The sequence below is a fragment of the Ruegeria sp. BE9 genome (assembly GCF_056538765.1).
The window spans coordinates 597,777-620,080 of the sequence record NZ_JBQFTS010000001.1 but is presented as its reverse complement, the minus strand read 5'-3'; the positions used below and the strand labels follow the sequence as shown (position 1 = coordinate 620,080).

The following is a 22,304-nucleotide window of genomic DNA, read 5'->3' as shown; positions in this document are numbered from 1 at the left end:
TGGTTCTAGTTCTTTTACGCAGGGGGGGGACGTAGCGTGCCCTGAGCGGAAGTGTCAAAATCTTGTTGCGTGCGCTCGCAGCACAGTTTTCTCGGCTCAGGCGCAATTTACAGGGTGCGGGACCGAGCGGCCATTTGATCACGCCGCGAGTACTTGTGCAGAAGCGGCGCGAAAATCGCTGCGTTGCAGCCAATGTTATCAGGCCAGTCATTCATAGTCACGGGGAAGCCTTGATCACATACTCCTCTTTCGCCGCACTCAGGCCAGACAATTTCTTTCGGTAGTTCACCAAGGATCTTGGTCACCGGCAGTTTCAAAAACAACCTGCCCTGGCGGTACTTGCATTGCGACAAGGGAAACTTCCTTGACTCTATTCTGGCTAAGGACCACAAAAGTGCATTGGTGAAAGTTACTCGTCGCCGCGATGCTGCCGGCTTCGATGATCCAATGGCCTTCAGAATAACTGTAGCATGTGCCCCAGCATAGGAACGGGTTTCGCTGGGGTCTTCGCTATGAGCTCGTTCCTCGCAAGCATTCGCAACTGTCACCTGACATGCCCCTGTCACCGCGTGACCTAGGAAAGAAGGCGCCGTATGAACAACACATGGCTAATAATTAGCGTGCTTGATGCCCGATAGATCAGGCCCCAGGCTTCGCCTCAATCTGTCATTCATCGTGTTTTCGAACCGCGTTCTGTGTTTGATCCCGACACTCTTGTTGTTGCTCACAGGGACGCAGCTTCCTGCCCAAGTCACAGGCAATGCCGACGGAATGGTTTGTGAGGAAGGTTTCGAAAACAAAAACGGATCCTGCCAAAAAACAGACTTACCAGAAAACGCATATTTGACGGGTAGCTCCTATGGCAGTGGCTGGGAATGCAAACATGGTTTCCAGCATGTCGGGGAGTTTTGCGAGGAAATCAATGTTCCTGAGAATGCCTACCTTGCATCGACTGGAGATCGATGGGTGTGCAATCGGCTCTTCCGGCAAGTCGGAGAAAAATGCGAAGAAATGACTGCGCCGCAAAATGGGTACGTTGAAACCCGGTTTGGCGCACAGGAAATACACTGCAACTGGGGATTTCGTAAGGAAAGCCAGGATTGTGTTGCGATTAGTGTCCCAAGCAACGGCCGTCTGACTGACAAAAACAGCGCGGATGGTTGGGTATGCCTCAGAGGTTACAGGGCAGCGGAGAGCGGCTGTGAGCCTGTGGCCGTTCCACTGCATGCATACCTTGCGCCTGAAACCTACTCTGGATGGAAATGCGAACGTGGCTTTCGCGCAAACCAGGACAGGTGCGTTGCGATCCTTGTCCCTTCAAACGCTCATTTGAATCGGAGAGGTGATGGTTGGGAATGTAATCGGCCGTTCACAAGACAGAACGATAAGTGCACCGAAAATATGCCGCGAAAATAGGTTGGGGAAATCAATATCGCCTGACATATCCGGAAGGACCAAGCCGTGAACCATAACTCGATTGACGAAAACCTGGGCAAAATGCTCAAAGCCGAAAGGGCGCATCGCTGGTCCTACAGAGTGAAGATGTTTATCGCGTTAGCGGTGTTTGTTGCGGCCATAATTGTGGTCGTGTTTCTCTGATGCGCAAAAATGCCCCTCAAGTAACCCTTCACGGTTCAAAGATATCAGTTCGTGGTCTGGAACAAAGAGCATTTCAGGACCGCAGTGTTCGTAAGTCGCGGAACGCCGACGTATCAGGCGTGATTGAAGAAGAGTTCGGAAAGTACTTGATTAAGGCTGGTATTCTGAGCGGCAACAGCGTTGCGCGCGCATTCCCCAAGCCACCAGCTCAAACGCAGGCAATGATTGCCGATGCAGTTGGCGAAACACCGGCATTGGCCATTGAAGCCTTAAAAGAAATTCTCAAAGCACGAGACAGGAAGCGTAGCGGTCAACGCCGATTGGAGGGAAACTCCGGTACCCTTGTTCCCAGCGAAAGAGAATATGCCGAGGCATTGCGCCAGATCAGGCTGACCCCTGCACAGGTTACAATGCTCAAAAAACTTACAATCGCAGGCAAGGAGGGTCTGACCATTGGTCACTTGTCTCAGGCGGCTGGTTACAAATCGCGCGAAGCGTCCGTCAAGGTCTTCAAGAAAATCGGGCTATTGATCGCAGAATATCTGGAACTCGAGCTTCCCGAAGCCGGATCGGCACAGAATGATGGCGCCGCACAGGTTCTGGCATTTTCTCACATCAAAAGTGACGATGAACCAGCGACTTGGATCATGCATCAGGAACTGCGCGATGCTGTTCGTTCGGTTCTATGACGCACGTTCCAGCCCCAGCTTTTGCAACGAACTCTGAACCGGAACAATTGCACGAAAGGTTGCTCACGTAGCTTATGTTGGAGAAAAGACCATATCCGCTCGACCTGATCTATGTACCTGTGAAACGGGCGAAAACGCTTGATCAACAAAAAGTTCTGACGCTGGCCGAAGATATCCTGAAGAACGGCCAGAAGACCCCGATCCAGATACGCGCGGACAACAAGAGGTTCGTGCTGATCGAAGGCCTTCACCGACTGGAGGCCATTCGCGCCCTAGGCGGTGACACTGTCGAGGCATATCTGGTGCGCGCCAGACTACACTGAGTTGTTATTGGTGTTCGACAAAGCCTCGGAAAATGTCAGCAAGCGCTGACTTTTTTCGTCCCAAAGGTGCAATCGCGCACAATGAAAGCTCTCATATAAAGTAATACGCTGGCAATCTTCCAACTCGGAATGGTCACGCAAAACCTCGTTTAACCGATAAAACGGTATGCGGCTGGCAAGGTGGTGAACATGGTGCACACCAATATTGGCAGAGAACCAACGCAGGATGCCTGGTAGGGCATAGTGAGAACTTCCAAAGAAAGCGGCGTTCTGAAGATTCCACCCCTCTTCCCGTTCCCAGGTCGTGTGTTCAAACTGGTGCTGAATATAGAAAAGCCAAATACCAATCGACGCGGCGACGATCATGGTTGGCAGGAATACATAAACCAATACATCCAGGCCTCCGATCCAAAAAATCAGAGCCAGGACCACCGCAATCGCGGCGTTTGTTCCCATTGCACTTGCCCAATACAGCCAGCCTGACCGCATGAACCCAAAAGGCAAGCGATTTTGAAGAAAGAACGTGTAGACCGGTACGATACAGAACAGGAAGAAGGGGTTCCGGATTAACCTGTAAGCGGCACGACTGGCCCACTTGCGCTTCAGGTATTCCTCTACAGTCAACGTAGGGATATCGCCCATCCCGCGCCGATCAAGGTTGCCGGTTGAGGCGTGGTGAATCGCATGGCTTTGCCGCCAGACGTCATAAGGTGTGAGGGCGAGAACACCCAGGACCCGGCCTGTCCAATTGCAAACGGTACGGTTTCTAAAGAATGATCCGTGACCACAATCATGCATGATGATGAAGATACGCACCAGAAATGCGGCGTTCAGGATGGCCAGTAGAACAGCGACCCAGATACTAAGGGATAGTGCAAACCACGCTGCGCCCCATAGCGCGAAAAAGGGGATGACAGTGATTGTCAGTTCAAAAACGCTACGCTTCGTATCGGGCACACGGTATTGCGCGAGCGCCCGGGTCAATTCCTGCTGTTGCAACTGACTTGTTCTCCAACGGCTCTTAGGAGCCCTCTGAGCAAACGGGCACCCCAGAAGGGTGCCCCTAGCAGGCTATGCAAGTGCCAGGTTGGCGGCGCTGTCGCGTCCGTCACGGCCAGCCTCGACGTCGAAGGTAACCTTCTGGCCGTCCTTCAATTCGCTAATGCCGGAACGTTCGAGTGCTGAAATATGCACGAACACGTCGCGCTTGCCATCTTCAGGTTCGATAAAGCCAAAACCTTTGGTCGAGTTGAACCATTTTACTGTGCCATTTGCCATGGTCGAAGTCTCCTAATACTTGCCGCCCGCATTATTGCGGCGACTCGGCGTGGTCGGTCTGAATCGAAAGACTGAGCGCCGAATTTGGGAGACAGCAGGTCGAAAAAGAAAAACGTTAGCCTTGTGTATATGGACTTCGAGTACGCACGATACAAGCCTTGATACAATAGAAAGCAACAGAAGATCTGAGTCTGCCTAGCCCAATTTAGGACAAGGATAAGCAGAACCATTGCTCTGCGATTCGGAAATCAGAGGTCGGCTTCATGATAAAAACCTGCCGAGTGCGTATGCAGCAAATTGATTGCTCAGGCACGGTAGGTAGGGCTCACTGTCCGAAATCGCAGTGTGCTTCAAGAACACCGCGGCGAGGCAAAAATGTTCATTGATTGATGGAAACATTGCTAAATCAACGAGTTGACTTCTCTAACGAACGGTAGATTCTGCGCGGCCCGAATCTTGGGTCATGCTGCGTTGGCATAGGGCGACTGCGAGCCTCAAAGTGCCATTAGTAGGTCCGTAACTGCGCAAGCATCGGGCAAAAAACGTTCCCGATGTTACAGTTGGCCGTAAGTTCATTCAGGGCGGCCTCCAATCGCTTAAGTTCGATTATCTTCATACGCACATTGGAGATATGAAGCTCGGCCAGTTCCTTAACGGATTGGCAATCCTCGCTATCGCCTTCGGACAGGTTGAGAAGCACCTTTGCATCGGCAAGCGAAAAACCCAAGTCTCGGCACTTCCTTAGAAAACGAAGCCGTCCAACATCGTGCGCGGAGTACATGCGTCGATTATTCGATGCCCTTTCTGGTTTCGGCACGATCCCTTCGCGTTCGTAATAGCGGATAGTTTCAATTCCGACTCCGCTCTGCCGGGATGCTTCCCCAATCGCAAACATGTGAGATTTCCTGCCTTGATCCTGAAGTGGCTACAGACGTTATACGAGAAGTTGCTGTCTCTACAACTCCGCGCGTCATGGCTCATGAGGGAAACAGAATGCAGAAATACCTTAGCCTCAACTATTTGGGATCGCTATCAGCGCTTGGCGTCGCGACTTGCTGCGTTTTGCCCATGACAATGATGTTACTGGGGCTGGGCGGCAGTTGGTTGGCAATCTTTGGGAAGGTTGCGGCAGCGAGTTACTATGTGCTGACGATTTCAACGGCGCTCGTCGCGATATCGTGGCTGGTATCTTATCGGCGCGGTTCCTTACCGACGTTGAAATGGCGGCTTGCAGGAACGACTCTAATCAACGGCGTGGCTTGGGTCGTTGTGTTTAACGAGGCACGGATTAACGATTACCTGATCATGCAGATGTGAGACTATGACAAAACAAACTGTAGTCCTAGAAAGCACCCTGACTTGCCCGAAGTGTGGCCACAGCGAAACCGAGCAAATGCCAACGGATGCTTGCCAGTGGTTCTATGAATGCAAGTCGTGCAAAACAATTTTGAAGCCGTTGGAAGGCGACTGTTGTGTTTACTGTTCATATGCCACGGTCCCGTGTCCACCAATTCAGCTAGGCGATAGCTGTTGCGGATGAAGTGAAGGACGGCTTTGTCGGGCGAACTGTGAGCTGCCGCCGCGAGCATCGCTGCAATTTGCATGAGTGACCGGTTTTTCCGCTGCTTGGCGGCACTAGATATTCGGCAATCGCAGCGTTTTGCTGCTGCAAGCGCATGCAGCAATAAAACCCAGGGTACAGATTGGGCTCAGAGCGGCCATTCACCGCGCGTTGCAACAACGGCAGCAATGCGGACGAAAACGGCCGTTCGCTGCGGTGGCTCCCAAGTCCGCTCTGCTCCCAAGTCAGCCTTAAGCAATTCTGGCCAGCAGTTTCTGTTCGTCACTCCATTGCCTCGGCGATTGTCCATACATTCGCTTGAACTCGCGACTGAATTGGGACGTGCTGGCATAGCCAACGTCCATTGCTGCTTCGTTCACAGGCATCCCGCCCGCGATCTTCATGGCGGCGTTGTTGAGGCGCATCGACTTAACGAATTGGATTGGTGCCATCGTCGTAACCTGCTTGAATTTGCGATGGAAGACGGCCCGGCTCATGCCCGCTCGGCTTGCCATTTCGTCAATCGAGATCGGCGCATCCAAGTGTGACGACACATGCGCAATGGAACGTGCGATGGCGTTGCCAGCACCAAATGCCTGCCGTGCGAAGGTGCCAGCTTCTCCCTTCAAGATTGAATAGAGCACCTCACGCAATCGCGCCTCGCCGAGAACCGCTGTATCCGTCTCGCTGTCTCCGAGCTGCAGCAGCCGTAGCAGCGCTTCCGTAAACCCATCGTCCCATCGCGCGAGCCTAATTCCCGGCTCCCGGAGTTCTCCTTTGACCGAAGGCAGAACGCCCCCGGCATTTTCCATCTCCATCGCCAGCTCGGCCATGACACGTTGTTCCAGTGAGATCATAACCCCGTAGAGAGGGTTGTCATGCGAGGCCAATGGTGTTCCCGCCTTGACCGGCATCGACATTGGGCAGCAGAGATATTGACTGTTGTCGTATGCGTATCTTCGGCCATCCAGAACGGCTTCCTTCACCCCACTCACGATGGCCACGATGCAGGGCTCGTAAACGGCTGGAACACAGGGGATTGAACGCGTGGCGCGAAAAAGCCGCACACCCTTGATGCCCGTCTCGGTCAGGCCGTCCGTTTCGGTTCGGTCTGCGATGATTTGCTTGATCTGATCCTTGCTCATAAGAGCGATGTAAAGGCTCCAGATCGATGCTGACAACTATCTTGATATAATCGGGCAAGTATTTGCGATAAACTCGCCTATTTTTGCGTTCTGATGAGAGCTATCTGCATTTCCATTCTTAAACAAAGTTCGCTTGGCCCATTCGCCAACGCGGATAGGAGACAAAAGATGCCAGATACCACATTTGGACCCAATGGCTGGATGCCTGAGCGCCTCGGCGACCTCTCCGGCAAGACCTACCTCATCACGGGTGCCAACGCCGGTGCCGGGTTCCAGGCCGCGCGGACGCTCCTTAAAAAGAACGCTAAGGTTGTGATGTTAAACCGCTCGGTTGCGAAGTCCCAGGCTGCTGCTGCGGACCTGAAGAGTGAGTTCGGTAGTGAAGCGGAAGTGAGCTTCATTCGCATGGATCTGACATCGCTCGCAAGCGTACGCGAAGCTGCGGACGAGGTTCTGAGTTCCGTTCCCCGGATTGATGCGCTGATCTGCAATGCTGCCATCGCGCAGGTGCCAACCCGCAAGCTGACAGAGGATGGGTTCGAGAGCCAGCTCGGCACCAACCACTACGGTCACTTCTTACTCTGTGGTCTTCTGTTTGAGCGGATCGAAGCCTCAAAAGGTCGGATCGTTGTTGTCGCCAGTCTCGGTTACAACATGGGTCTGAAGACGATCAAGTTCGACGACATGAACTGGGAAGAGGGTTACGGGCCGAATACCGCCTACTCACAAAGCAAGCTGGCGCAAATGATGTTCGCCTATGAATTACAGGACAGGCTTGCCGCCGCAGGGCGCACCGAGGTCGAGGTCTATGTCTGCCATCCCGGCTCGTCGGCAACGTCACTGATCAGTACAAGTGGCAGCCGGACGATGCGGTTTATCTGGTGGCTCATGACCATGACGCCGATGGTTCAAACGGCCGAACAAGGGTCCTATCCCGAAGTCATGTGCGCCACCGAAGAGAATCTTATCGAACAACGCGCGCTCTACGGACCAACAGGCCGCTTTGAAGCCATTGGCCCGGTCGGTAAAGGTACATTGAACCCACACGCGTATGACAAATCAGTCATGACAAGGCTTTGGGACGTGACTGAACAAGAAACAGGCTTCAAGTGGGATTTTTGATCCAACGGGTCCAGTTCGGCTGGTTATGCTTCACCCACCAGCGAACAATCGTGCAGCGTTCGGTAGAATAAGCTCTCTGCCGTCATAAGACCGTTTCTATCGAATGACGAGTTTCCATGCGGAGCGGCCATTACTCGGTCGATTCCGTCAACTGCGCTATCGTGATTCAAGGGCGACAGAAGGATCATCCATATCGCATCTGTTCTGGCTCGACCAAAAGCGTATCAACCGCACTAAGAACATTTTCCCGAAACAACGCGGCGTTGCTGGTCTCTACGACCGCAAGGTTCTCAGCGGTACCATCCATTTCACCAGCAATGGTCTGCGATGGAGGGCGCACCAGCCAAGTAGTCGCTTTCGTTGCAGAATTGACGGGCACTGCGTTACCTGCGCCCATCATGTGCTGAACAAGGCGGCCCAGCGGGCTGGCCTCTTCCGAATCGACCTTGCCCGCGAACATGCCCAGATGCTTGGCGATGTTCTCTAGAGCCTTGGTGCCGTCCTGCGTCTTGATCTCGATGCCCTGCTTGGTTTCCTTCACGCCATCGTAGAGAAGGCGCGCAGCGGGGCTGAGATTGCGTGTGTCGGCCATGCGGATGACTTCAATCCCAAAGCCAGAGCATTCCGGGCAGTCAGGATTAGGCGGGTCTGTAAGTCTGTAGCCGTAGGCGTCTGCATTGTCAGGGATACGAGGATCCCACGATTGCGCCAGACATAGCAACGTCGCGCTCTGTTTCGTCGTGGAACATTGAGAAGATCACTTATGCCTTGCGCTCAGTGAACTCTCGTTCTGTCTTCCACTGGTACTGATGGTCGATGCCACGGCAGTAGCGGCAGGGCGCGTGGATGTGCTGGGACAGCTCGCTTGGGTCTGCCAGTGCGATCTGTGTCCATAGGTTCACAATGCCCTCTGCATCCAGTATTGCCTTGCTCTCGACCTGTTTCCGGCCCTCAGCGATTGCGGCGGCGACCTTAGCATTACTTAGCAGCCGCGATGCTGTGACCTCTGCTGATCCTTCCGCATACCCGGATTTGATTGTGGCCTGTTTCCCGTTCGGATCGGCCAAGTATGCAAGCACAAAGTCACGCTGGCGCGCATTCAGGTCGAATGCGTCTAACCAGGTAGTATCTGCCAAAGCTGGATTGTCTTTTGTGCTGCTCATTCCGGGGCGGTGCCTTTTACGCCTCAAGATGACCGCAGACTTTGCGACAACTTCGCTGTAAGCAACAATTTGCAACGCTTTCGCGCGCGTATCATCACCAATGTTCTTGTTTATTTGTTACTTTAGTGACTTCCGGCTGACCGCCAACCTGACTTTATCCTGACCTCCGGTTCAGCTTTTATTGTTTAAAAACAAATCTTTTTCTGACATCAATCTTGACCTCAATCTTGACCTCAAAACTGACCTTTCCCCCATGTAGAGAGATTTGTGACATGTTCACTTTTGCTGTTTCAAGCTGCCACATTGTTACTAACTAGATGAGACCGAGGAGAACTCGCACATGGAAGAGGTCATTGGTCGAGAAAGTGTCTAGCCCTGAGCTCGCGATCCACAAATGCAGAAAAAGAATGGAATTGGCACTCATCAAATGGATCAACCCCCAACAGAGTTCTTCGAACTCTGCAGTTCTTAACCGATAATACGCGACCACCCACAAAGCCCAATTGACAGGCTCCAAGGCAGATGCGGTTCACCGCACAGCAAACCCGATAGAAACCGCCAAGGCGGGCTCTACAATGGCTGTAAAGATCGGTCATGAAAATACGCATTAAAGAAATCCGGAAAGCCAAAGGGCTTACTCAGGACGAACTTGCAGTGAAGGTTGATTTATCTCGTTCTTATTTGGCGCAGTTAGAAAAAGGGGACACGTCCACTCACCACCAAGAAACAGGCTATTATTGCCGCAGCCCTTGATGTGGAGCCAACTGAGCTTGTTGATTTCAGCGCACCTGACAAAGACGACGAGGCGCTTCTTCTCGAGGCGTTCCGTGCCCTTTCCCCGAACAGCGAAAAGCGTGGCTCGAATGGGTAAAAGTAGCTAAGGGGTCCGCCCTGGGTAAAGAGTGAATGCTCTATACACAATGCCAATCGGATCGACCTATCTTGCGCTCCGAGAAAAACGGCAAATTTAAGGCTCACTGGGACACAGGCGTCAATCTGGTGAAAGTCGCTGAACTCGAGAACCCGATCGAAGGAAAAGCCGCCTAGCAGAATCAAAAAGGGGGGCTGCTTAGTCGGCCCCTTTTTTACTGTCTATTTTACATTGAGTTAGGCAATATTTTTGGAGCGGGTAGCGGGAATCGAACCCGCGCGTTCAGCTTGGGAAGCTGACAGGCTACCATTACATCATACCCGCCGCTTCGCGGTGGATAGCACCGCCAGTTTATCCACTGCAAGCGCGTTTCGGCAGAGTGTCGAGATTACTCAGTCCGGGCACGCAAACTGTCGATTAGTGACTTATCCACGTCCAAGGCTTCACAAGCCGCGTCCAGGGTCTGCCTATCCAAGTGCTGTGGACTAAGATCAATATCCTTGGAAAACGCATCCACGATCGCACTCATCGCGCTGATTCTGGCGTATTTCTTGTTGTTGGCTGGAATGACATGCCAAGGCGCAGTTTCAGTCGAAGTTCGTGCCAGCATTTCGTCTACTGCAACTTCTGCCTCAGCCCATCGCTCACGATTACGGAAATCTTCATAGGTCAGTTTCCAGCGCTTCATAGGATTATGCAGCCGCTCTGTAAAACGAGCCATCTGTTCATCTGGAGATATGTGAAAAAACAGCTTCACTATGCGTGTCCCGTCATCGACGAGCATTCGCTCAAAATCGTTAATTTCTCGGTAAGCAGCGCGCCAGCGTTTCTCGGGCGTGAATTTTTCAAGGCGCTCTACAAGAACCCGACCATACCAACTGCGATCAAAAGCCGAGATCGCTCCTTCGGGTGGCAGTCTTTCCCAAAAGCGCAGCAGATAGTGGCGATTTAGATAGTAGTTGCGCGGTGCTCCAATCGGCCAAACCTTAAAACTGCGCGGATCAAGTGCTTGGCTAATCCGCCGTATTGTTCCGCCCTTGCCCGCCGCGTCCCAACCTTCAAAGACAAGCACACCTTTGACGCCATGAAACAAAAAGGCTTGCTGGATCAAGGACAGCTGCGCCTGAAGGTCAACCAACTTCTCGAAATATTCCTTTTTCCCCAGACGTTTACCGAGGTCAGCATCCGATAGCTTTGGTGGGTAATGTTTGCTCATCAATACACCTGATATCTAATTCGGGATTTCAGCATTGTCGCAGGCCGGACAATACCCAGCATTGATCAGGGTCAAAACAAAAAAGGCCGGGCACTGGGCCCGGCCTTAATTCAGAATGGCGAACAGATCAGGCGCGACGACGACGGCCACCACCGCGACGACCGCCTGCACCACCGGCCGCAGCCGCTTCTTCAGGCGATTTGTTGAACTTGATCCACGCCCCGCCATGCGGGTCGTTGTTGGTCAGCAGGTTAGCGGCGCGGATGGCCTCCATTTCCTTGCCTGCGCGCGGCAGGGTCGAACCCAGGCCGAACATCTGAACAAATGCTTCGTCGTCCATACCTTCGGGCAGGATGATGCCAGCGGCCGCCACTGCTTCTTTCTTCTCGGCAATCTTCTTCTGCGTCACCGGTAGAGCAACCGGGTTCATGATCGCCGAAGTCATGCCAGCGCCCATTGCCATCGGCAGGAAGGCGTTGTTGATGCCGTGGCGGTTCGGCAGGCCGAAGGAGATGTTGGACGCACCGCAGGTGGTGTTCACGCCCAGCTCTTCGCGCAGACGACGGACCAGAGCAAAAACCTGCTGGCCAGCAGTTGCCATCGCACCAATCGGCATAACCAGCGGGTCAACGACGATGTCATGCGCCGGGATACCGAAATCGGCAGCGCGCTCAACGATCTTTTTGGCAACATCGAAACGCACATCGGGATCTTCTGAGATGCCGGTGTCGTCGTTCGAGATCGCAACAACAGGAACGTTGTACTTCTTGACCAGCGGCAGAACCATTTCCAGACGCTCTTCTTCGCCTGTGACCGAGTTCAACAGAGGACGGCCTTCGGCCGCCGCCAGGCCAGCTTCTAGAGCACCCGGAACTGACGAGTCGATGCAAAGCGGCACATCAACCAGACCCTGAACCAGCTCGACGATCTTGGTCATCAGCGGCGGCTCGGTCTCGTTCGGGTTCGGGTTGGAGTTGTAGACAACGCCCGCATTGATATCCAGAACGGTCGCGCCTGCAGCAACCTGAGCGATGGCGTCTTTCTCAACGGTCGAGAAGTCGCCTGCTTCTAGCTCGGCGGCCAGTTTCTTACGACCGGTCGGGTTGATCCGCTCACCGATCACGCAGAACGGCTCGTCAAAGCCAAGGACGGCTGTTTTTGTTTTTGATTCTACGACTGTACGGGTCATGTCCGTTCCTTAGGAGTTTACAGGCTTTGCCGAAGCGCCGCCGTTGTTGATTGCCCAGTTGGCGTTGGTCTTGATGCCACCAAGCGGGAAGAAGTGTACGTTGGTGATGTTGAAATCCGGGTTAGCCGCTTTGTGGTTGGCCAGTTCGGTAAGAACATCGGTCGGCTCATAAGGCAGCAGCAGCTTGGACACGTCCATCGCGCGTTTCTGCAGAACCTTCAGCGACGGACCAACGCCGCAGGCAATGGCGAATTTGATCAGGGTCTGCAATTTGGCCGGACCCGCGATACCGATGTGGATCGGCAGATCGATACCCGCCTCTTTCAGACCGTCCGCCCATGCGATGATCGGCTTGGCGTCAAACGCGAACTGGGTTGCCAGCGCCATTTCAGCATCGGTGGTTTCCGAGAATTTCTGTTTCCAGCGCAGCGCGTCGTCAACGTTCTTGGTCGAACCATCGGGATCGATGTCCTTGTTGCCTTCGGGGTGACCGGCAACGTGCAGACGCTTGAAGCCTGCCTTGTCGAACAGACCGCTTTCCAGCAACTGCATCGAGCTGTCAAAATCACCGTGGGGCTTGGCAACACCACCGGCCAGCAGCAGCGCTTGGTCAACGCCCGCTTCGCCTTGGTACATCGAGATCCAGTTTTCCAGGGTTGCTGCATCCTTGATGATACGCGCCGGGAAGTGCGGCATGACCGGGTAACCTTCGGCGGCAATGCGCTTGGCGGTTTTCACCATATCTTCGATCGGAGTGCCCTCAATGTGGGCAATGTAAACACGGGTACCTTCAGGCAGCAACGCGCGGAAGTCTTCGACTTTCTCGGCGGTGCGCGGCATCACCTCGATCGAGTAGCCCTGCAAAAAGGCTTCGACGGTCGGGTTCACAGGGCCATTTTCGGCCGCATCACGTTTCTTGAAGTTCAGCAAAGCCATTGCGGCCTCCCATATAGATTTGGGGCTCATGCCCAACCGTCATTTGCGATCAGCGCCTTGATGCGGTCCTGATCGTATTCTGCTTCCAAACGCGTGGCTTCAGCTTCGGCGATCTCGGACGGATCGCCCTCAACCGCAAAAGGTTCGGCCTTGCGCCATTCGGCTAGGTAGGCATCACTATCCTTGGCATTCACCTTCATAGCTGCACGGTCGATGGCTTGTTCAAACCGCTCTTCCAATTGCCGCTTGGCGCCTCGGCGACCTTTGCCGACGATGACTTGGGCGGGAATGTCGCGCCAGTAAACGATGGTGACGTCAGGCATTGCTTTTGATTCCTCCTAACCAGATGGGCAGTTTCTAAACTTCTATAGGCAAGAAGGTCGGTCGAATTTCGACACAAGGCGTATTTCAAGCGACGTTTTTGCCTACGACGGGATACCGGACTTGTACCCCATTGGCTAACGAATGGGTTATCAAAATGCTCATCACTTTAATGAGCGTCTTGCACGAAGAAGACACGCGACCTATGGTCGGGGTAACTCGAAAATCGGAGGGCGTTTAAGATGGCGCCCAAGCGTCCCAAAGGTGCGGGCGCGTTCCCTAAGGCGGTCGAAAGCCCCGCGCCAGCAAGGCCCGATCCAGATGCGTTGTATGCGGCGCTGGATTTGGGAACAAATAGCTGCCGCATGTTGATAGCCCAGCCCAAGGGTAGCGGGTTCCATGTGGTAGACAGCTTTTCCAAGTCCGTGCAATTGGGCGCGGGTTTGGAACGGACCGGACGGTTGTCTCGGTCCTCCATGGCGCGTACCATTCAGGCGCTTCGGATCTGCCAGCAAAAGCTAAAACGCAACAAAGTCAAAAGAATGCGACTTGTTGCGACCGAAGCATGTCGTCGCGCCAAGAACTCTCGTGACTTCATCAGACAAGTCAAACGCGAAACCGGTCTCACGCTGGAAATCATCCAACCGGAAGAAGAGGCGCGCCTCGCAGTGATCTCTTGCGCACCTTTGGTGTCGACCAAGACCGAACAGTTGTTGGTTGTGGATATCGGTGGCGGTTCAACAGAACTAGTGTGGATCGATATCTCATCCGTTCCGCGCCGTGACCGGCCCGCAGCGATCATGCGTCTCCACAATGGGTTTCATACGGCCGACAGCCCCTTTCCTGCGGCCAAGGTTGTTGATTGGATCAGCGTTCCGCTGGGCGTCGCCACGTTGCGCGATCAATTTCACGATGTTGAGGACGACTCGGCCCGTTTTGCACTAATGAGCTGGTTTTTCGAAGAGAACCTTGCCGATTTTGCCCCCTATAAGGACGAACAAGCCCGCGCAGGATTTCAGATCGTTGGCACCAGTGGAACGGTTACGACCGTAGCTGCATCTCACCTTGGGCTAAAACGCTATGACCGGACCAAAGTGGACGGTTTGCGTATGACCAGCGATCAGATTGACAAAGTCATCCGCGGGTATTTGGAACTTGGCCCATTGGGACGACGGCGAGATCCGCGGATCGGTGATGACCGGCAGGCCCTCATCATGTCCGGTTCGGCCATTTTGCAAGCGTTGTTGAGATGCTGGCCGACTGACCGACTTTCTGTGGCAGACCGGGGACTGCGCGAAGGTTTGCTCTATGCGCAGATGAGTGCGGACGGTGTTTTGGAAGACGGACCGTTCTGACCTTAACGCCTTTACCATGCGGCTTTCATTTCGTACGAAATTGCCCTCACTTCGCGATAGACATAGGTCGGATTCCCGTCGCAATCCCCAAGACGCAATCGCCGGAAGCCCAGCTTTTTCAGCAAGGTATGTCTGACCGTCCCCCTTTCGCGAAAATGCGTTGAATGGGATCGGTCGGTCGTTGCGTGGTGTTTCCACTCCGTTACTGGATTTGCTATTGAAAGATCCGCCGATATCATTCGCTTGATACCCGCTCGGCTAACAGATAGACGCCGTGCAGTCTTCAGGAGACCCCAACTATGGCCAAAACACCAAGTGGCAAAAACACCTCGGGCCGTGGGCAGCGCGATCTGAAGGTGAAAGTTAAAACCGCTCGCGGGCGCAAGCTTAGTTCGACTCGTTGGCTCGAACGGCAATTGAATGACCCGTATGTCAAACGCGCTCAGGCCGAGGGTTATCGTGGGCGTGCGGCATTCAAGATACTGGAACTGGATGAGAAATTCCGCTTCCTCGTGCCCGGCGCACGTGTGGTTGATCTGGGGTGTGCTCCGGGTGGTTGGCTGCAGGTAGCAGTCAAACGCGTCAACGCATTAGGTGAAAAAAGCGGCAAGCGGATCGGAACCGTTCTGGGTGTTGACCTTCAAGAGGTCGAACCGGTTGCAGGCGCGACCGCACATGTGCTGGATTTCATGGACGAGGACGCCGATCAAAAAGTCAAAGACTGGCTGGGTGGTAAAGCTGACGTAGTGATGTCCGATATGGCCGCGGCTTCTTCCGGGCATAAGCAGACCGATCACTTGCGCATTATGGCCCTATGCGAAACCGCTGCCTATTTCGCTTTTGACGTGCTGGAAGAAGGCGGAACTTTTGTCGCGAAGGTTTTGGCGGGTGGAGCCGAAGGTGATCTGCAAAAGCTGTTGAAGCAGAAGTTCACCAAAGTATCCAATGTGAAACCACCGGCTTCCCGGTCGGATAGCTCTGAGAAGTTCGTGGTCGCGACCGGCTTCCGCGGTTGATCTTAATCGTCCAGCGAAATTCGATCGCCGGTTAGAAACTGCTCGCGAAGCGAAGCGGACGCCGTCCGTTGCAGTAAAAGCGCTTGACCATGATTGATGTATTCCGGTTTGCGGGCTTGCAAATCCGCAATCCGCTGGCTCAGCGGGACTTGGCGCTTAAGCTGCGATGTATGCACCGGGTTATCCGACATAACTCACCTGTAGGCCTGGGTTTTCTACCTTGCCCTGACGCTATTTCGTAAATTTGCCGGAAAAGTGGCCTGAACCAGACAATGCAAAGCCCTTTTAGGGGCTGAGTTGCTGCCTCAGTTGCAAGAGCGCGGGATCGTCTGGCAGCAATTCCAAGCCCTGTTTCAAGACTTGCTTTGCCGCATCAGGCCCCCGATTAATCTGCGCCAATTGCACCAACATCGGCCAAGCTTCAGCGCGCTGCGGATCCAGAGTGACAACTTCGCGAAAGGCGCGCTCAGCCGCGGGTGCGTTGCGGAATGTCAGGGCCATCCCCCCCAAAACCAAATGCGTCTCAGGAAAATCCAGACGGTTGCCGATGGCGGCCTGCCACTCTTCCATTCCACGACCGACTAGAACTTGCTGCTCAGGCTCCAGTGCCTGACTGGGAATGGAGAGGAACTCTTTGGCAGCCGAAATGCGTACATTGCGTAACGGGTCCGAAAGCAAAGGCTCAAGGCGTTTTACCCGGTCAGGCAAGTTTGCCATGCGTTGCAAAGGCACAGAGTATGCCCGCACCATAGGATCGGCATCGGTCAGCAAAGAGGCCGTCTTTTCCGCTATTTCGAGTGATGCAACAGGTTGTAAAAGATACGCGGCTGTGGCCCGCACAATACCTGCGGCCTCCGTATCAGTCGCTATTCCAATTAGATCGGAGGGCTCGTTTATCCCGCCTGTTGATGCCTTCTCAAAGACCGTCCCAAAGTGCGGACCTCTGTGCGAAGACGTCGGGAACCATTCTTCAATCCGCTGCGCAGCCCATGCTTGGGTTTGATCGTCATGGCAATCGGTGCACGCGTCCTCACCTAGCTCAAGATCGGGGCGCGGAACACGGAAACTGTGGTCGCGTCTGCCGTCGACCCCCATGTAAACGCGCTCGATCATATGACACGAAACGCACTGTGCCCCGGCGCTATCTTCAGCATGATGATGGTGACTTGGCGCGTCATATTCCTTGGCTGTCAGAGTTGGGAATTGAGTGTTTGCAGCTGGGGAGTGGCACTGCGTGCAAACGCCGTTTCCTTCCGCACGCAGCTCTGCGCTATGAGGTTCATGGCAGTTCATGCACCCAACGCCCTGCGCGTACATCTTGGACTGCAGAAATGAACCATAGACATAAACTTCGTCCAGAATCTGACCATCGGGATGATAAACCCCAGGGCGCAGCGGGGCGAGATTGTAGGCGTCGTGATAAGCTGTGCCGGAGATCGGATTGCCGTCGCCATGCGCTTCGCGTCGCGAATGACAGCCTGCGCATTGCTGAATCTCAGCCTCAGTGCGGCCCCTACCCCAGCTCATGGTGAAACCGAACTCACTTAGGTCTTCGGCAACGCTCTGACCTTTGGTCCAATCTATATGCGCGGACCCGGGGCCGTGGCAGGCTTCGCATCCAACCCCTATCTCTGCCTGTGACGAGCTATAGCTGCGCGTCTGCACATCGTAGTTCTTTTCAAACCCAGTTGCATGACACTCCGCACACCGTGCATTCCAGTTTTTATAGGGACCGGTCCAATGCAATCCGTCGTCCGGCGGCAGATCCTGATCTGGATAAAGGTGGTACCATTGCTGCTCTTCAGTGTCCCAGACGACATCAAAACTCTGCAGCCGTCCCGGTTCGGTTTCGAAGAGATATTGCTGAAGCGGCTCGATCCCCACGACAGAGTGCACGCCGTATCGGGTGACTACCCCATCCTTTTCTGTCACTTGAGCTTCAAGTGCGCCGTCTGAATTGCTAAATTCGACAGTCATTCCATCATGATCGAAACGCGTGCCATCGAAATCCGCAACCACATGTCCCGATTCAACGTCAGTCCAAGCCAATGCGTGATGAGACGTGGACCAAGCCTCTGCCTCTTCAGTGTGACACTCCACACATGTGTCTGAGCCAACATACACGGGGGTTTCAGCAAGAGCGACGCATGACCACAGACACCCAAGAACAACAATTGCCGACCTGATCATACTGGGTGCTCCGACTCGTTCTGAAGGTCCATCAACGCACCGTTATACTCAGCGCCCAGTATCAGAATTGCCGCGCACAGGTACAAAAAGATCAACGCGGCCATGGCCCCTGCCAGACCAGCGTAGGTGGCGCTGTAACTGGCAAACTGCGCAATGTAGATCGAAAACCCCCAACCTCCGGCGGCCCACAACGCCAACGTCAGAAGTACACCGGGCAAAATCTGCCGCAACTTATGGCGCCGCGTTGGCAGAAGGAGATGAGCAAGAACCACGGTGCCCGCAGGAACCGCCACCGTAAACGTCCAGCGCAAGCGATCCACGGACAGCCAATTGGACACGTTTACATCGGTCCGTTCGGTTACAAGACGGGTATAAACGGGTAAAACGACCTCAACGGCGGCAATGGCAAGAATGGTAGCCCCTCCGACGATGACCAAGCCCAAACACAACAGCCTTGTTTTCCAGAACGGCCAGCTGTCGTGATCATGATAAGCTTGGTTCATTGCCGCGCGTACGGCCACCACCCCGTTGGAGGCAAAAAAGATCGCCAGCAAACCACCCAACGTAATAACGCCGGAACCAGACTCTGACAGAACCGAGCGCAGCTCGGCAACAATGGGATCAGCGACATCCTTTGGCCAAGCGCCAAAAATCAGTTCGATCAGTTCATTTGTCACGTAATCCTGCGACAACGATCCGGCCAGAGCTACGGTAAAAAGTACGAAGGGAAACAAAGCCATCATCAGCGACATCGCCACGTGGCTGCTCATCACGAACCCGTTCTTAGCGCCAAAGCGAACGATGGCGACCCAAAGCGCCTGAATCGGTCGGCCGAAAGAAGGAATCACACGCGCGCTCATGCCTAGACACTACCCCGGCTACTCTCGGCACAGAACCTGCAAATCGCAACCGGACACAAATAACCTCGGACAAATGCCTGTACGCATTGCATAATCCAACCCCGCTGTGCAGGATCAACGTAAGCGCTGCGTGCAGCTATTGGGATGAGCCGACCTATGACACCGGACAACAAAGATATCGTGACGTCGTCGAAGCTGAAACTGTCCGTCGTTCGGGACGTATCCATAGTAGCGACGCTTGTTGTGCTGGGGTTATATGCGGGATCCGCTTTCTTGATCCCTTTGACCATGGCTTTGCTGGTAAATGTGCTGATCATCGCACTGAGCGACAGGATCATCGCTTTGACCAAGATGCCGGTTTGGTTGGCCAACGTCGCAGGTGTCACAGTCGTCCTCGCGGGCTTGTTCGTCATAATGTACATCTTGGGCAGTCAGGCCACCCAATTTGCCAGAACGATCGGCACATATGAAAATCAGTTCGACGAAACGGTAAGCCGCGTTACGGGCTGGGTAGGCAATGACGTAACAAAGTTCATCCGCGACAACCTCATTAACATCGACATGTCGTATGTCGCTCGCATCCTGCTTGGCAGCGCCACATCGCTGTTGAACCAATTCTTTCTCATTAGCCTTTACGTCGCATTTTTAATGGCCGAGCGCTTGGCATTTCGCAAAAAGATACGGTTGGCCGCTGGCGACCCAAAAACGGGAGCCGAGTTTTCCGCCATTCTAGACGCGATCACGTTCAGCCTACAGCGCTATGTCGGAGTGAAGACTTTCATCAGTCTGATTACGGCTGGGATCAGCTATTCGGTGTTTAAAGTGCTGGGATTGGAATTCGCCGAGACCTGGGCAGTACTAACCTTCGCGCTGAACTTCATCCCGTCTATTGGTTCCATAATCGCCGTCATCTTCCCATCGCTCATCGCGCTGGTGCAATTCGATAGCATTGGTCCGTTTCTAATCATCGTGCTCGGTTGTGGCACCATTCAATTCCTGATCGGTAATTTTCTGGATCCAGCGCTGCTGGGACGATCACTCAATATGTCTACATTTTTGGTCATTCTGGCCCTTATGTTCTGGACCACAATCTGGGGCCTGATTGGAGCCTTCCTTAGCGTACCCCTGACTGTTTGCATTCTGATCGTTTTCAGCCACATCCCGGCGCTGCGCCCTGTTGCAATCCTAATGTCTTTGGACGGGCGACTGGGCGAAGAAAAACGCCCTCGTGCGTCCGACTAAACTATGCAGAGCCCATTGTTCATAGGATCGGAAATTTACCGCAATTCCACCTATGGCTCAAAACACCCGCTGGCCATCCCCCGAGTATCAACGGTGATTGACCTATGCAGGGCCCAAGGATGGCTGTCACCCTCCAACTATCGTGTAAGCCCTTGTGCGAAACCAGCCGCACTTGAAGCGTTCCACACCCCCGATTACATCGCTGCGCTGCAACAGGCGGAAAGAGATCAAGCTGTTTCGGAAGAAACGCGGCAGACCTATGCGCTGGGCACTTTATCGAACCCTGTTTTCCCGGAAATGTACCGGCGACCTGCTACTGCAGCTGGAGGCTCGATGCTGGCGGCCGAGCTGATCCGCAATGGTGGCATCGTCTATAGCCCCGCCGGGGGAACCCATCATGGGCTTGCTGATCGAGCAAACGGGTTTTGCTACCTGAACGATCCTGTATTGGCCATTCTTACGCTGCTAAAGGCCGGTTTAGATCGCATCGTTTATGTCGACATCGACGCACACCATTGCGACGGGGTCGAAGCAGCTTTTCGGGGGTCGACAAGGGTTCGTATGATCTCCGTTCATGAAACACGAAGATGGCCTTTCAGCGGTACTATTGACGATGATGCGGGTGGGGCCGCGTATAATCTGCCAGTCCCTCGCAACCTCAACGATGATGAGTTCTATGCCATCCTCGATCAACTGATCCTTCCCGCGACCGAAGCATTCCGGCCTCAGGCCATCGTGTTGCAATGTGGCGCGGATGCTGTGGCTGAAGACCCTCTGTCGCGCCTTACATTATCCAACAACGCTCATTGGCGTGCCGTTGCAAGCCTTCGAGACGTTGCGCCCCGCCTGCTGGTTTTGGGTGGTGGTGGTTACAATCCGTGGTCCGTTGGACGGCTTTGGGCCGGGGTTTGGGCGACCTTAAACGACATACGTGTGCCCGAACTCCTAAACCCCAAAGCACAGAAAATTCTCGGCGATTTGACGTGGAACCGAGCGGCTGGAAAGCAGCCACCCAAACACTGGTTCGAAACCATACGCGACGTTCCAAATCACGGGGAAATTCGCCCGGAAATCCGAGCTGACCTGCAACATATTGCAGATCGGATTTCATAGTAGATCGAACGCATTAAGGCTGCTAACGTTCGATCATCACTGCACATTCTGGAAGACCTCGCCTCGGCGAACATATTCTTGCGATTTCTTGACGTCTGCCCACGATTGGACGAACCAAATGAATGCACTTAATCAGATAAATGATCTTAAAGCTCGAATGGGCCAGGCGATCATCGGACAGACTGAGGTTATCGACCGGCTGCTCATAGGTTTGCTGGCGAACGGGAACTTGTTGATCGAAGGCCTGCCCGGGCTCGCAAAGACGCGCGCAGTCAAAGCTATGGCTCGCAATCTGGACGCAAGTTTCAGTCGTATCCAATTCACACCAGACCTTCTTCCCTCAGACGTGACGGGAACCGAGGTTTACCAGCAAACCGAAGATGGCAGCACGTTCAGGTTCGACCCTGGACCGATCTTTGCCAACATCGTTCTAGCTGACGAGATCAACCGCGCACCAGCGAAAGTACAGGCAGCCCTGCTTGAAGCGATGGAGGAACGGCAAGTAACGGTCTCTGGAACAACACATAAAATGGAACCGCTTTTTATTGTGATGGCCACCCAAAACCCGATCGAACAAGAGGGAACCTACCCGCTACCCGAAGCTCAAATGGACCGCTTCCTGATGCACGTGCAGATCACATACCCACCGGTGGAAGACGAGGTCGAAGTCATCCGGTTGGTGCGAAGTGAAGACATCGCAAGCGGGTCCGGTGCGACCAGCGAACCTCCTGCGCCAATTGCACAGGACGCTGTTTTTCAGGCCCGGTCTGAGATCGGGCAGATTCACGTTTCCGACGCGATGGATCGATACATGGCTGATCTCGTTCAGGCGACCAGAACACCCGAAAAATACAGCGATGAACTTGCCAGCTCGATCGAAATTGGTGCCAGTCCCCGCGCGTCACTCGCGTTGGACAAATGTGGGCGCACACATGCCTGGATGAACGAGCGTGATTACGTAGATCCAGCCGACATACGCGCCATTGCTCATGATGTTTTTCGCCACCGCATTTCACTTAGCTTTGAGGCGCAAGGTAATGCCAAATCAGCGGACGACGTGATTGCGGAAGTCCTGCGTCTCGTTGCGCTACCCTGATTGAATTGAAAGTGAGGCC

24 protein-coding genes and 1 tRNA gene are annotated in these 22,304 nt (G+C 54.0%); 11 read left to right on the top strand and 14 right to left on the bottom strand.

The features are described from left to right. Positions 1-1,598: 1,598 nt before the first annotated feature. Positions 1,599-2,288, top strand: coding sequence for a hypothetical protein (locus ACR0EO_RS03010; protein ID WP_480686935.1), 690 nt, complete (start codon positions 1,599-1,601; stop codon positions 2,286-2,288). Positions 2,289-2,362: 74 nt separating this feature from the next. Continuing rightward, positions 2,363-2,611 carry a ParB N-terminal domain-containing protein gene (locus ACR0EO_RS03005; RefSeq protein WP_170357377.1) on the top strand — a complete coding sequence of 83 codons (249 nt, stop codon included), beginning with the start codon at positions 2,363-2,365 and terminating at the stop codon, positions 2,609-2,611. Here the strand turns inward: ACR0EO_RS03005 and ACR0EO_RS03000 are convergent. The 3 genes from ACR0EO_RS03000 to ACR0EO_RS02990 form a co-directional block, all read right to left on the bottom strand. After that, positions 2,603-3,610: a fatty acid desaturase gene (locus ACR0EO_RS03000; RefSeq protein ID WP_171238903.1), complete on the bottom strand. Its 1,008-nt coding sequence runs from the start codon at positions 3,608-3,610 to the stop codon at positions 2,603-2,605. The genes ACR0EO_RS03005 and ACR0EO_RS03000 overlap by 9 nt on opposite strands. A 72-nt stretch (positions 3,611-3,682) precedes the next feature. Next, on the bottom strand, positions 3,683-3,889 hold the full coding sequence (locus ACR0EO_RS02995) for a cold-shock protein (RefSeq protein WP_170430361.1): 207 nt from the start codon (positions 3,887-3,889) through the stop codon (positions 3,683-3,685). Between the two features lie 505 nt (positions 3,890-4,394). Then, positions 4,395-4,784, bottom strand: a complete 390-nt coding sequence (locus tag ACR0EO_RS02990) for a MerR family transcriptional regulator (protein WP_480686934.1) — start codon at positions 4,782-4,784, stop codon at positions 4,395-4,397. Between the two features lie 98 nt (positions 4,785-4,882). On the opposite strand from ACR0EO_RS02990, the gene ACR0EO_RS02985 reads away from it, so the two are divergent. After that, positions 4,883-5,206 (top strand): hypothetical protein, encoded by a 324-nt coding sequence (locus ACR0EO_RS02985; RefSeq protein WP_171238901.1) that lies wholly within the window; start codon positions 4,883-4,885, stop codon positions 5,204-5,206. Positions 5,207-5,210: 4 nt separating this feature from the next. Further along, entirely contained in the window at positions 5,211-5,429 is a 219-nt protein-coding gene (locus tag ACR0EO_RS02980) for a GDCCVxC domain-containing (seleno)protein (protein WP_253284533.1), read from the top strand. Positions 5,430-5,701: 272 nt separating this feature from the next. Here ACR0EO_RS02980 and ACR0EO_RS02975 read toward each other — a convergent pair whose 3' ends face one another. Further along, entirely contained in the window at positions 5,702-6,595 is an 894-nt protein-coding gene (locus ACR0EO_RS02975) for an AraC family transcriptional regulator (RefSeq protein WP_480686933.1), read from the bottom strand. A 168-nt stretch (positions 6,596-6,763) separates the two neighbouring features. On the opposite strand from ACR0EO_RS02975, the gene ACR0EO_RS02970 reads away from it, so the two are divergent. Then, a complete protein-coding gene (locus tag ACR0EO_RS02970) occupies positions 6,764-7,717 on the top strand; it encodes an SDR family oxidoreductase (protein ID WP_480686932.1) in 954 nt (317 codons plus the stop codon). 184 nt (positions 7,718-7,901) lie between these two features. Here ACR0EO_RS02970 and ACR0EO_RS02965 read toward each other — a convergent pair whose 3' ends face one another. Both ACR0EO_RS02965 and ACR0EO_RS02960 read right to left on the bottom strand, forming a co-directional pair. Further along, positions 7,902-8,309, bottom strand: coding sequence for a hypothetical protein (locus tag ACR0EO_RS02965; RefSeq protein WP_480686931.1), 408 nt, complete (start codon positions 8,307-8,309; stop codon positions 7,902-7,904). A gap of 169 nt (positions 8,310-8,478) precedes the next feature. After that, positions 8,479-8,880: a terminase small subunit gene (locus ACR0EO_RS02960; RefSeq protein WP_480686930.1), complete on the bottom strand. Its 402-nt coding sequence runs from the start codon at positions 8,878-8,880 to the stop codon at positions 8,479-8,481. A 594-nt stretch (positions 8,881-9,474) separates the two neighbouring features. Here ACR0EO_RS02960 and ACR0EO_RS02955 point away from each other — a divergent pair. After that, positions 9,475-9,633, top strand: a complete 159-nt coding sequence (locus ACR0EO_RS02955; protein ID WP_480686929.1) for a helix-turn-helix domain-containing protein — start codon at positions 9,475-9,477, stop codon at positions 9,631-9,633. 368 nt (positions 9,634-10,001) lie between these two features. Here ACR0EO_RS02955 and ACR0EO_RS02950 read toward each other — a convergent pair. From ACR0EO_RS02950 to ACR0EO_RS02930, 5 genes are all read right to left on the bottom strand, one after another. After that, positions 10,002-10,075, bottom strand: a tRNA-Gly gene (locus ACR0EO_RS02950). 64 nt (positions 10,076-10,139) lie between these two features. Then, positions 10,140-10,967 (bottom strand): polyphosphate kinase 2 family protein, encoded by an 828-nt coding sequence (locus ACR0EO_RS02945; protein WP_480686928.1) that lies wholly within the window; start codon positions 10,965-10,967, stop codon positions 10,140-10,142. A gap of 127 nt (positions 10,968-11,094) precedes the next feature. Continuing rightward, positions 11,095-12,156 carry a methyltetrahydrofolate cobalamin methyltransferase gene (locus ACR0EO_RS02940; protein ID WP_480686927.1) on the bottom strand — a complete coding sequence of 354 codons (1,062 nt, stop codon included), beginning with the start codon at positions 12,154-12,156 and terminating at the stop codon, positions 11,095-11,097. Positions 12,157-12,165: 9 nt separating this feature from the next. Beyond that, positions 12,166-13,092 carry a methylenetetrahydrofolate reductase gene (locus ACR0EO_RS02935; protein ID WP_480686926.1) on the bottom strand — a complete coding sequence of 309 codons (927 nt, stop codon included), beginning with the start codon at positions 13,090-13,092 and terminating at the stop codon, positions 12,166-12,168. Positions 13,093-13,118: 26 nt separating this feature from the next. Next, complete coding sequence (locus ACR0EO_RS02930) at positions 13,119-13,415, bottom strand: virulence factor (protein ID WP_480686925.1); 297 nt, start codon at positions 13,413-13,415, stop codon at positions 13,119-13,121. A 240-nt stretch (positions 13,416-13,655) separates the two neighbouring features. Between ACR0EO_RS02930 and ACR0EO_RS02925 the strand changes: the two genes are divergently transcribed. Continuing rightward, positions 13,656-14,768 (top strand): Ppx/GppA phosphatase family protein, encoded by a 1,113-nt coding sequence (locus tag ACR0EO_RS02925; RefSeq protein ID WP_480686924.1) that lies wholly within the window; start codon positions 13,656-13,658, stop codon positions 14,766-14,768. A gap of 299 nt (positions 14,769-15,067) precedes the next feature. Continuing rightward, positions 15,068-15,784, top strand: a complete 717-nt coding sequence (locus ACR0EO_RS02920) for an RlmE family RNA methyltransferase (protein ID WP_480686923.1) — start codon at positions 15,068-15,070, stop codon at positions 15,782-15,784. A gap of 2 nt (positions 15,785-15,786) precedes the next feature. Here the strand turns inward: ACR0EO_RS02920 and ACR0EO_RS02915 are convergent, their stop codons facing one another. From ACR0EO_RS02915 to ACR0EO_RS02905, 3 genes are all read right to left on the bottom strand, one after another. After that, positions 15,787-15,975 carry a hypothetical protein gene (locus ACR0EO_RS02915; RefSeq protein ID WP_480686922.1) on the bottom strand — a complete coding sequence of 63 codons (189 nt, stop codon included), beginning with the start codon at positions 15,973-15,975 and terminating at the stop codon, positions 15,787-15,789. A gap of 94 nt (positions 15,976-16,069) precedes the next feature. After that, positions 16,070-17,974: a tetratricopeptide repeat protein gene (locus tag ACR0EO_RS02910; protein WP_480686921.1), complete on the bottom strand. Its 1,905-nt coding sequence runs from the start codon at positions 17,972-17,974 to the stop codon at positions 16,070-16,072. Next, positions 17,971-18,834 carry a YihY/virulence factor BrkB family protein gene (locus ACR0EO_RS02905; RefSeq protein WP_480686920.1) on the bottom strand — a complete coding sequence of 288 codons (864 nt, stop codon included), beginning with the start codon at positions 18,832-18,834 and terminating at the stop codon, positions 17,971-17,973. The genes ACR0EO_RS02910 and ACR0EO_RS02905 overlap by 4 nt, the downstream gene beginning before the upstream one ends. A 156-nt stretch (positions 18,835-18,990) precedes the next feature. Between ACR0EO_RS02905 and ACR0EO_RS02900 the strand changes: the two genes are divergently transcribed. From ACR0EO_RS02900 to ACR0EO_RS02890, 3 genes are all read left to right on the top strand, one after another. Next, positions 18,991-20,076, top strand: a complete 1,086-nt coding sequence (locus ACR0EO_RS02900) for an AI-2E family transporter (RefSeq protein WP_480686919.1) — start codon at positions 18,991-18,993, stop codon at positions 20,074-20,076. 3 nt (positions 20,077-20,079) lie between these two features. Beyond that, positions 20,080-21,189, top strand: a complete 1,110-nt coding sequence (locus ACR0EO_RS02895; RefSeq protein ID WP_480686918.1) for an acetoin utilization protein AcuC — start codon at positions 20,080-20,082, stop codon at positions 21,187-21,189. Positions 21,190-21,307: 118 nt separating this feature from the next. After that, a complete protein-coding gene (locus ACR0EO_RS02890) occupies positions 21,308-22,285 on the top strand; it encodes an AAA family ATPase (RefSeq protein ID WP_480686917.1) in 978 nt (325 codons plus the stop codon). The last annotated feature ends 19 nt before the right edge of the window (positions 22,286-22,304 follow it).

Bases quoted from the DNA above. Each gene is read 5' to 3' on its own strand.
- ACR0EO_RS03010 (WP_480686935.1), top strand. From the start codon at position 1,599: ATGCGCAAAAATGCCCCTCAAGTAACCCTTCACGGTTCAAAGATATCA.
- ACR0EO_RS03005 (WP_170357377.1), top strand. From the start codon at position 2,363: ATGTTGGAGAAAAGACCATATCCGCTCGACCTGATCTATGTACCTGTG.
- ACR0EO_RS02995 (WP_170430361.1), bottom strand. From the start codon at position 3,889: ATGGCAAATGGCACAGTAAAATGGTTCAACTCGACCAAAGGTTTTGGC.
- ACR0EO_RS02990 (WP_480686934.1), bottom strand. From the start codon at position 4,784: ATGTTTGCGATTGGGGAAGCATCCCGGCAGAGCGGAGTCGGAATTGAA.
- ACR0EO_RS02985 (WP_171238901.1), top strand. From the start codon at position 4,883: ATGCAGAAATACCTTAGCCTCAACTATTTGGGATCGCTATCAGCGCTT.
- ACR0EO_RS02980 (WP_253284533.1), top strand. From the start codon at position 5,211: ATGACAAAACAAACTGTAGTCCTAGAAAGCACCCTGACTTGCCCGAAG.
- ACR0EO_RS02975 (WP_480686933.1), bottom strand. From the start codon at position 6,595: ATGAGCAAGGATCAGATCAAGCAAATCATCGCAGACCGAACCGAAACG.
- ACR0EO_RS02970 (WP_480686932.1), top strand. From the start codon at position 6,764: ATGCCAGATACCACATTTGGACCCAATGGCTGGATGCCTGAGCGCCTC.
- ACR0EO_RS02965 (WP_480686931.1), bottom strand. From the start codon at position 8,309: ATGGCCGACACACGCAATCTCAGCCCCGCTGCGCGCCTTCTCTACGAT.
- ACR0EO_RS02960 (WP_480686930.1), bottom strand. From the start codon at position 8,880: ATGAGCAGCACAAAAGACAATCCAGCTTTGGCAGATACTACCTGGTTA.
- ACR0EO_RS02955 (WP_480686929.1), top strand. From the start codon at position 9,475: ATGAAAATACGCATTAAAGAAATCCGGAAAGCCAAAGGGCTTACTCAG.
- ACR0EO_RS02945 (WP_480686928.1), bottom strand. From the start codon at position 10,967: ATGAGCAAACATTACCCACCAAAGCTATCGGATGCTGACCTCGGTAAA.
- ACR0EO_RS02940 (WP_480686927.1), bottom strand. From the start codon at position 12,156: ATGACCCGTACAGTCGTAGAATCAAAAACAAAAACAGCCGTCCTTGGC.
- ACR0EO_RS02935 (WP_480686926.1), bottom strand. From the start codon at position 13,092: ATGGCTTTGCTGAACTTCAAGAAACGTGATGCGGCCGAAAATGGCCCT.
- ACR0EO_RS02930 (WP_480686925.1), bottom strand. From the start codon at position 13,415: ATGCCTGACGTCACCATCGTTTACTGGCGCGACATTCCCGCCCAAGTC.
- ACR0EO_RS02925 (WP_480686924.1), top strand. From the start codon at position 13,656: ATGGCGCCCAAGCGTCCCAAAGGTGCGGGCGCGTTCCCTAAGGCGGTC.
- ACR0EO_RS02920 (WP_480686923.1), top strand. From the start codon at position 15,068: ATGGCCAAAACACCAAGTGGCAAAAACACCTCGGGCCGTGGGCAGCGC.
- ACR0EO_RS02915 (WP_480686922.1), bottom strand. From the start codon at position 15,975: ATGTCGGATAACCCGGTGCATACATCGCAGCTTAAGCGCCAAGTCCCG.
- ACR0EO_RS02910 (WP_480686921.1), bottom strand. From the start codon at position 17,974: ATGATCAGGTCGGCAATTGTTGTTCTTGGGTGTCTGTGGTCATGCGTC.
- ACR0EO_RS02905 (WP_480686920.1), bottom strand. From the start codon at position 18,834: ATGAGCGCGCGTGTGATTCCTTCTTTCGGCCGACCGATTCAGGCGCTT.
- ACR0EO_RS02900 (WP_480686919.1), top strand. From the start codon at position 18,991: ATGACACCGGACAACAAAGATATCGTGACGTCGTCGAAGCTGAAACTG.
- ACR0EO_RS02895 (WP_480686918.1), top strand. From the start codon at position 20,080: ATGCAGAGCCCATTGTTCATAGGATCGGAAATTTACCGCAATTCCACC.
- ACR0EO_RS02890 (WP_480686917.1), top strand. From the start codon at position 21,308: ATGAATGCACTTAATCAGATAAATGATCTTAAAGCTCGAATGGGCCAG.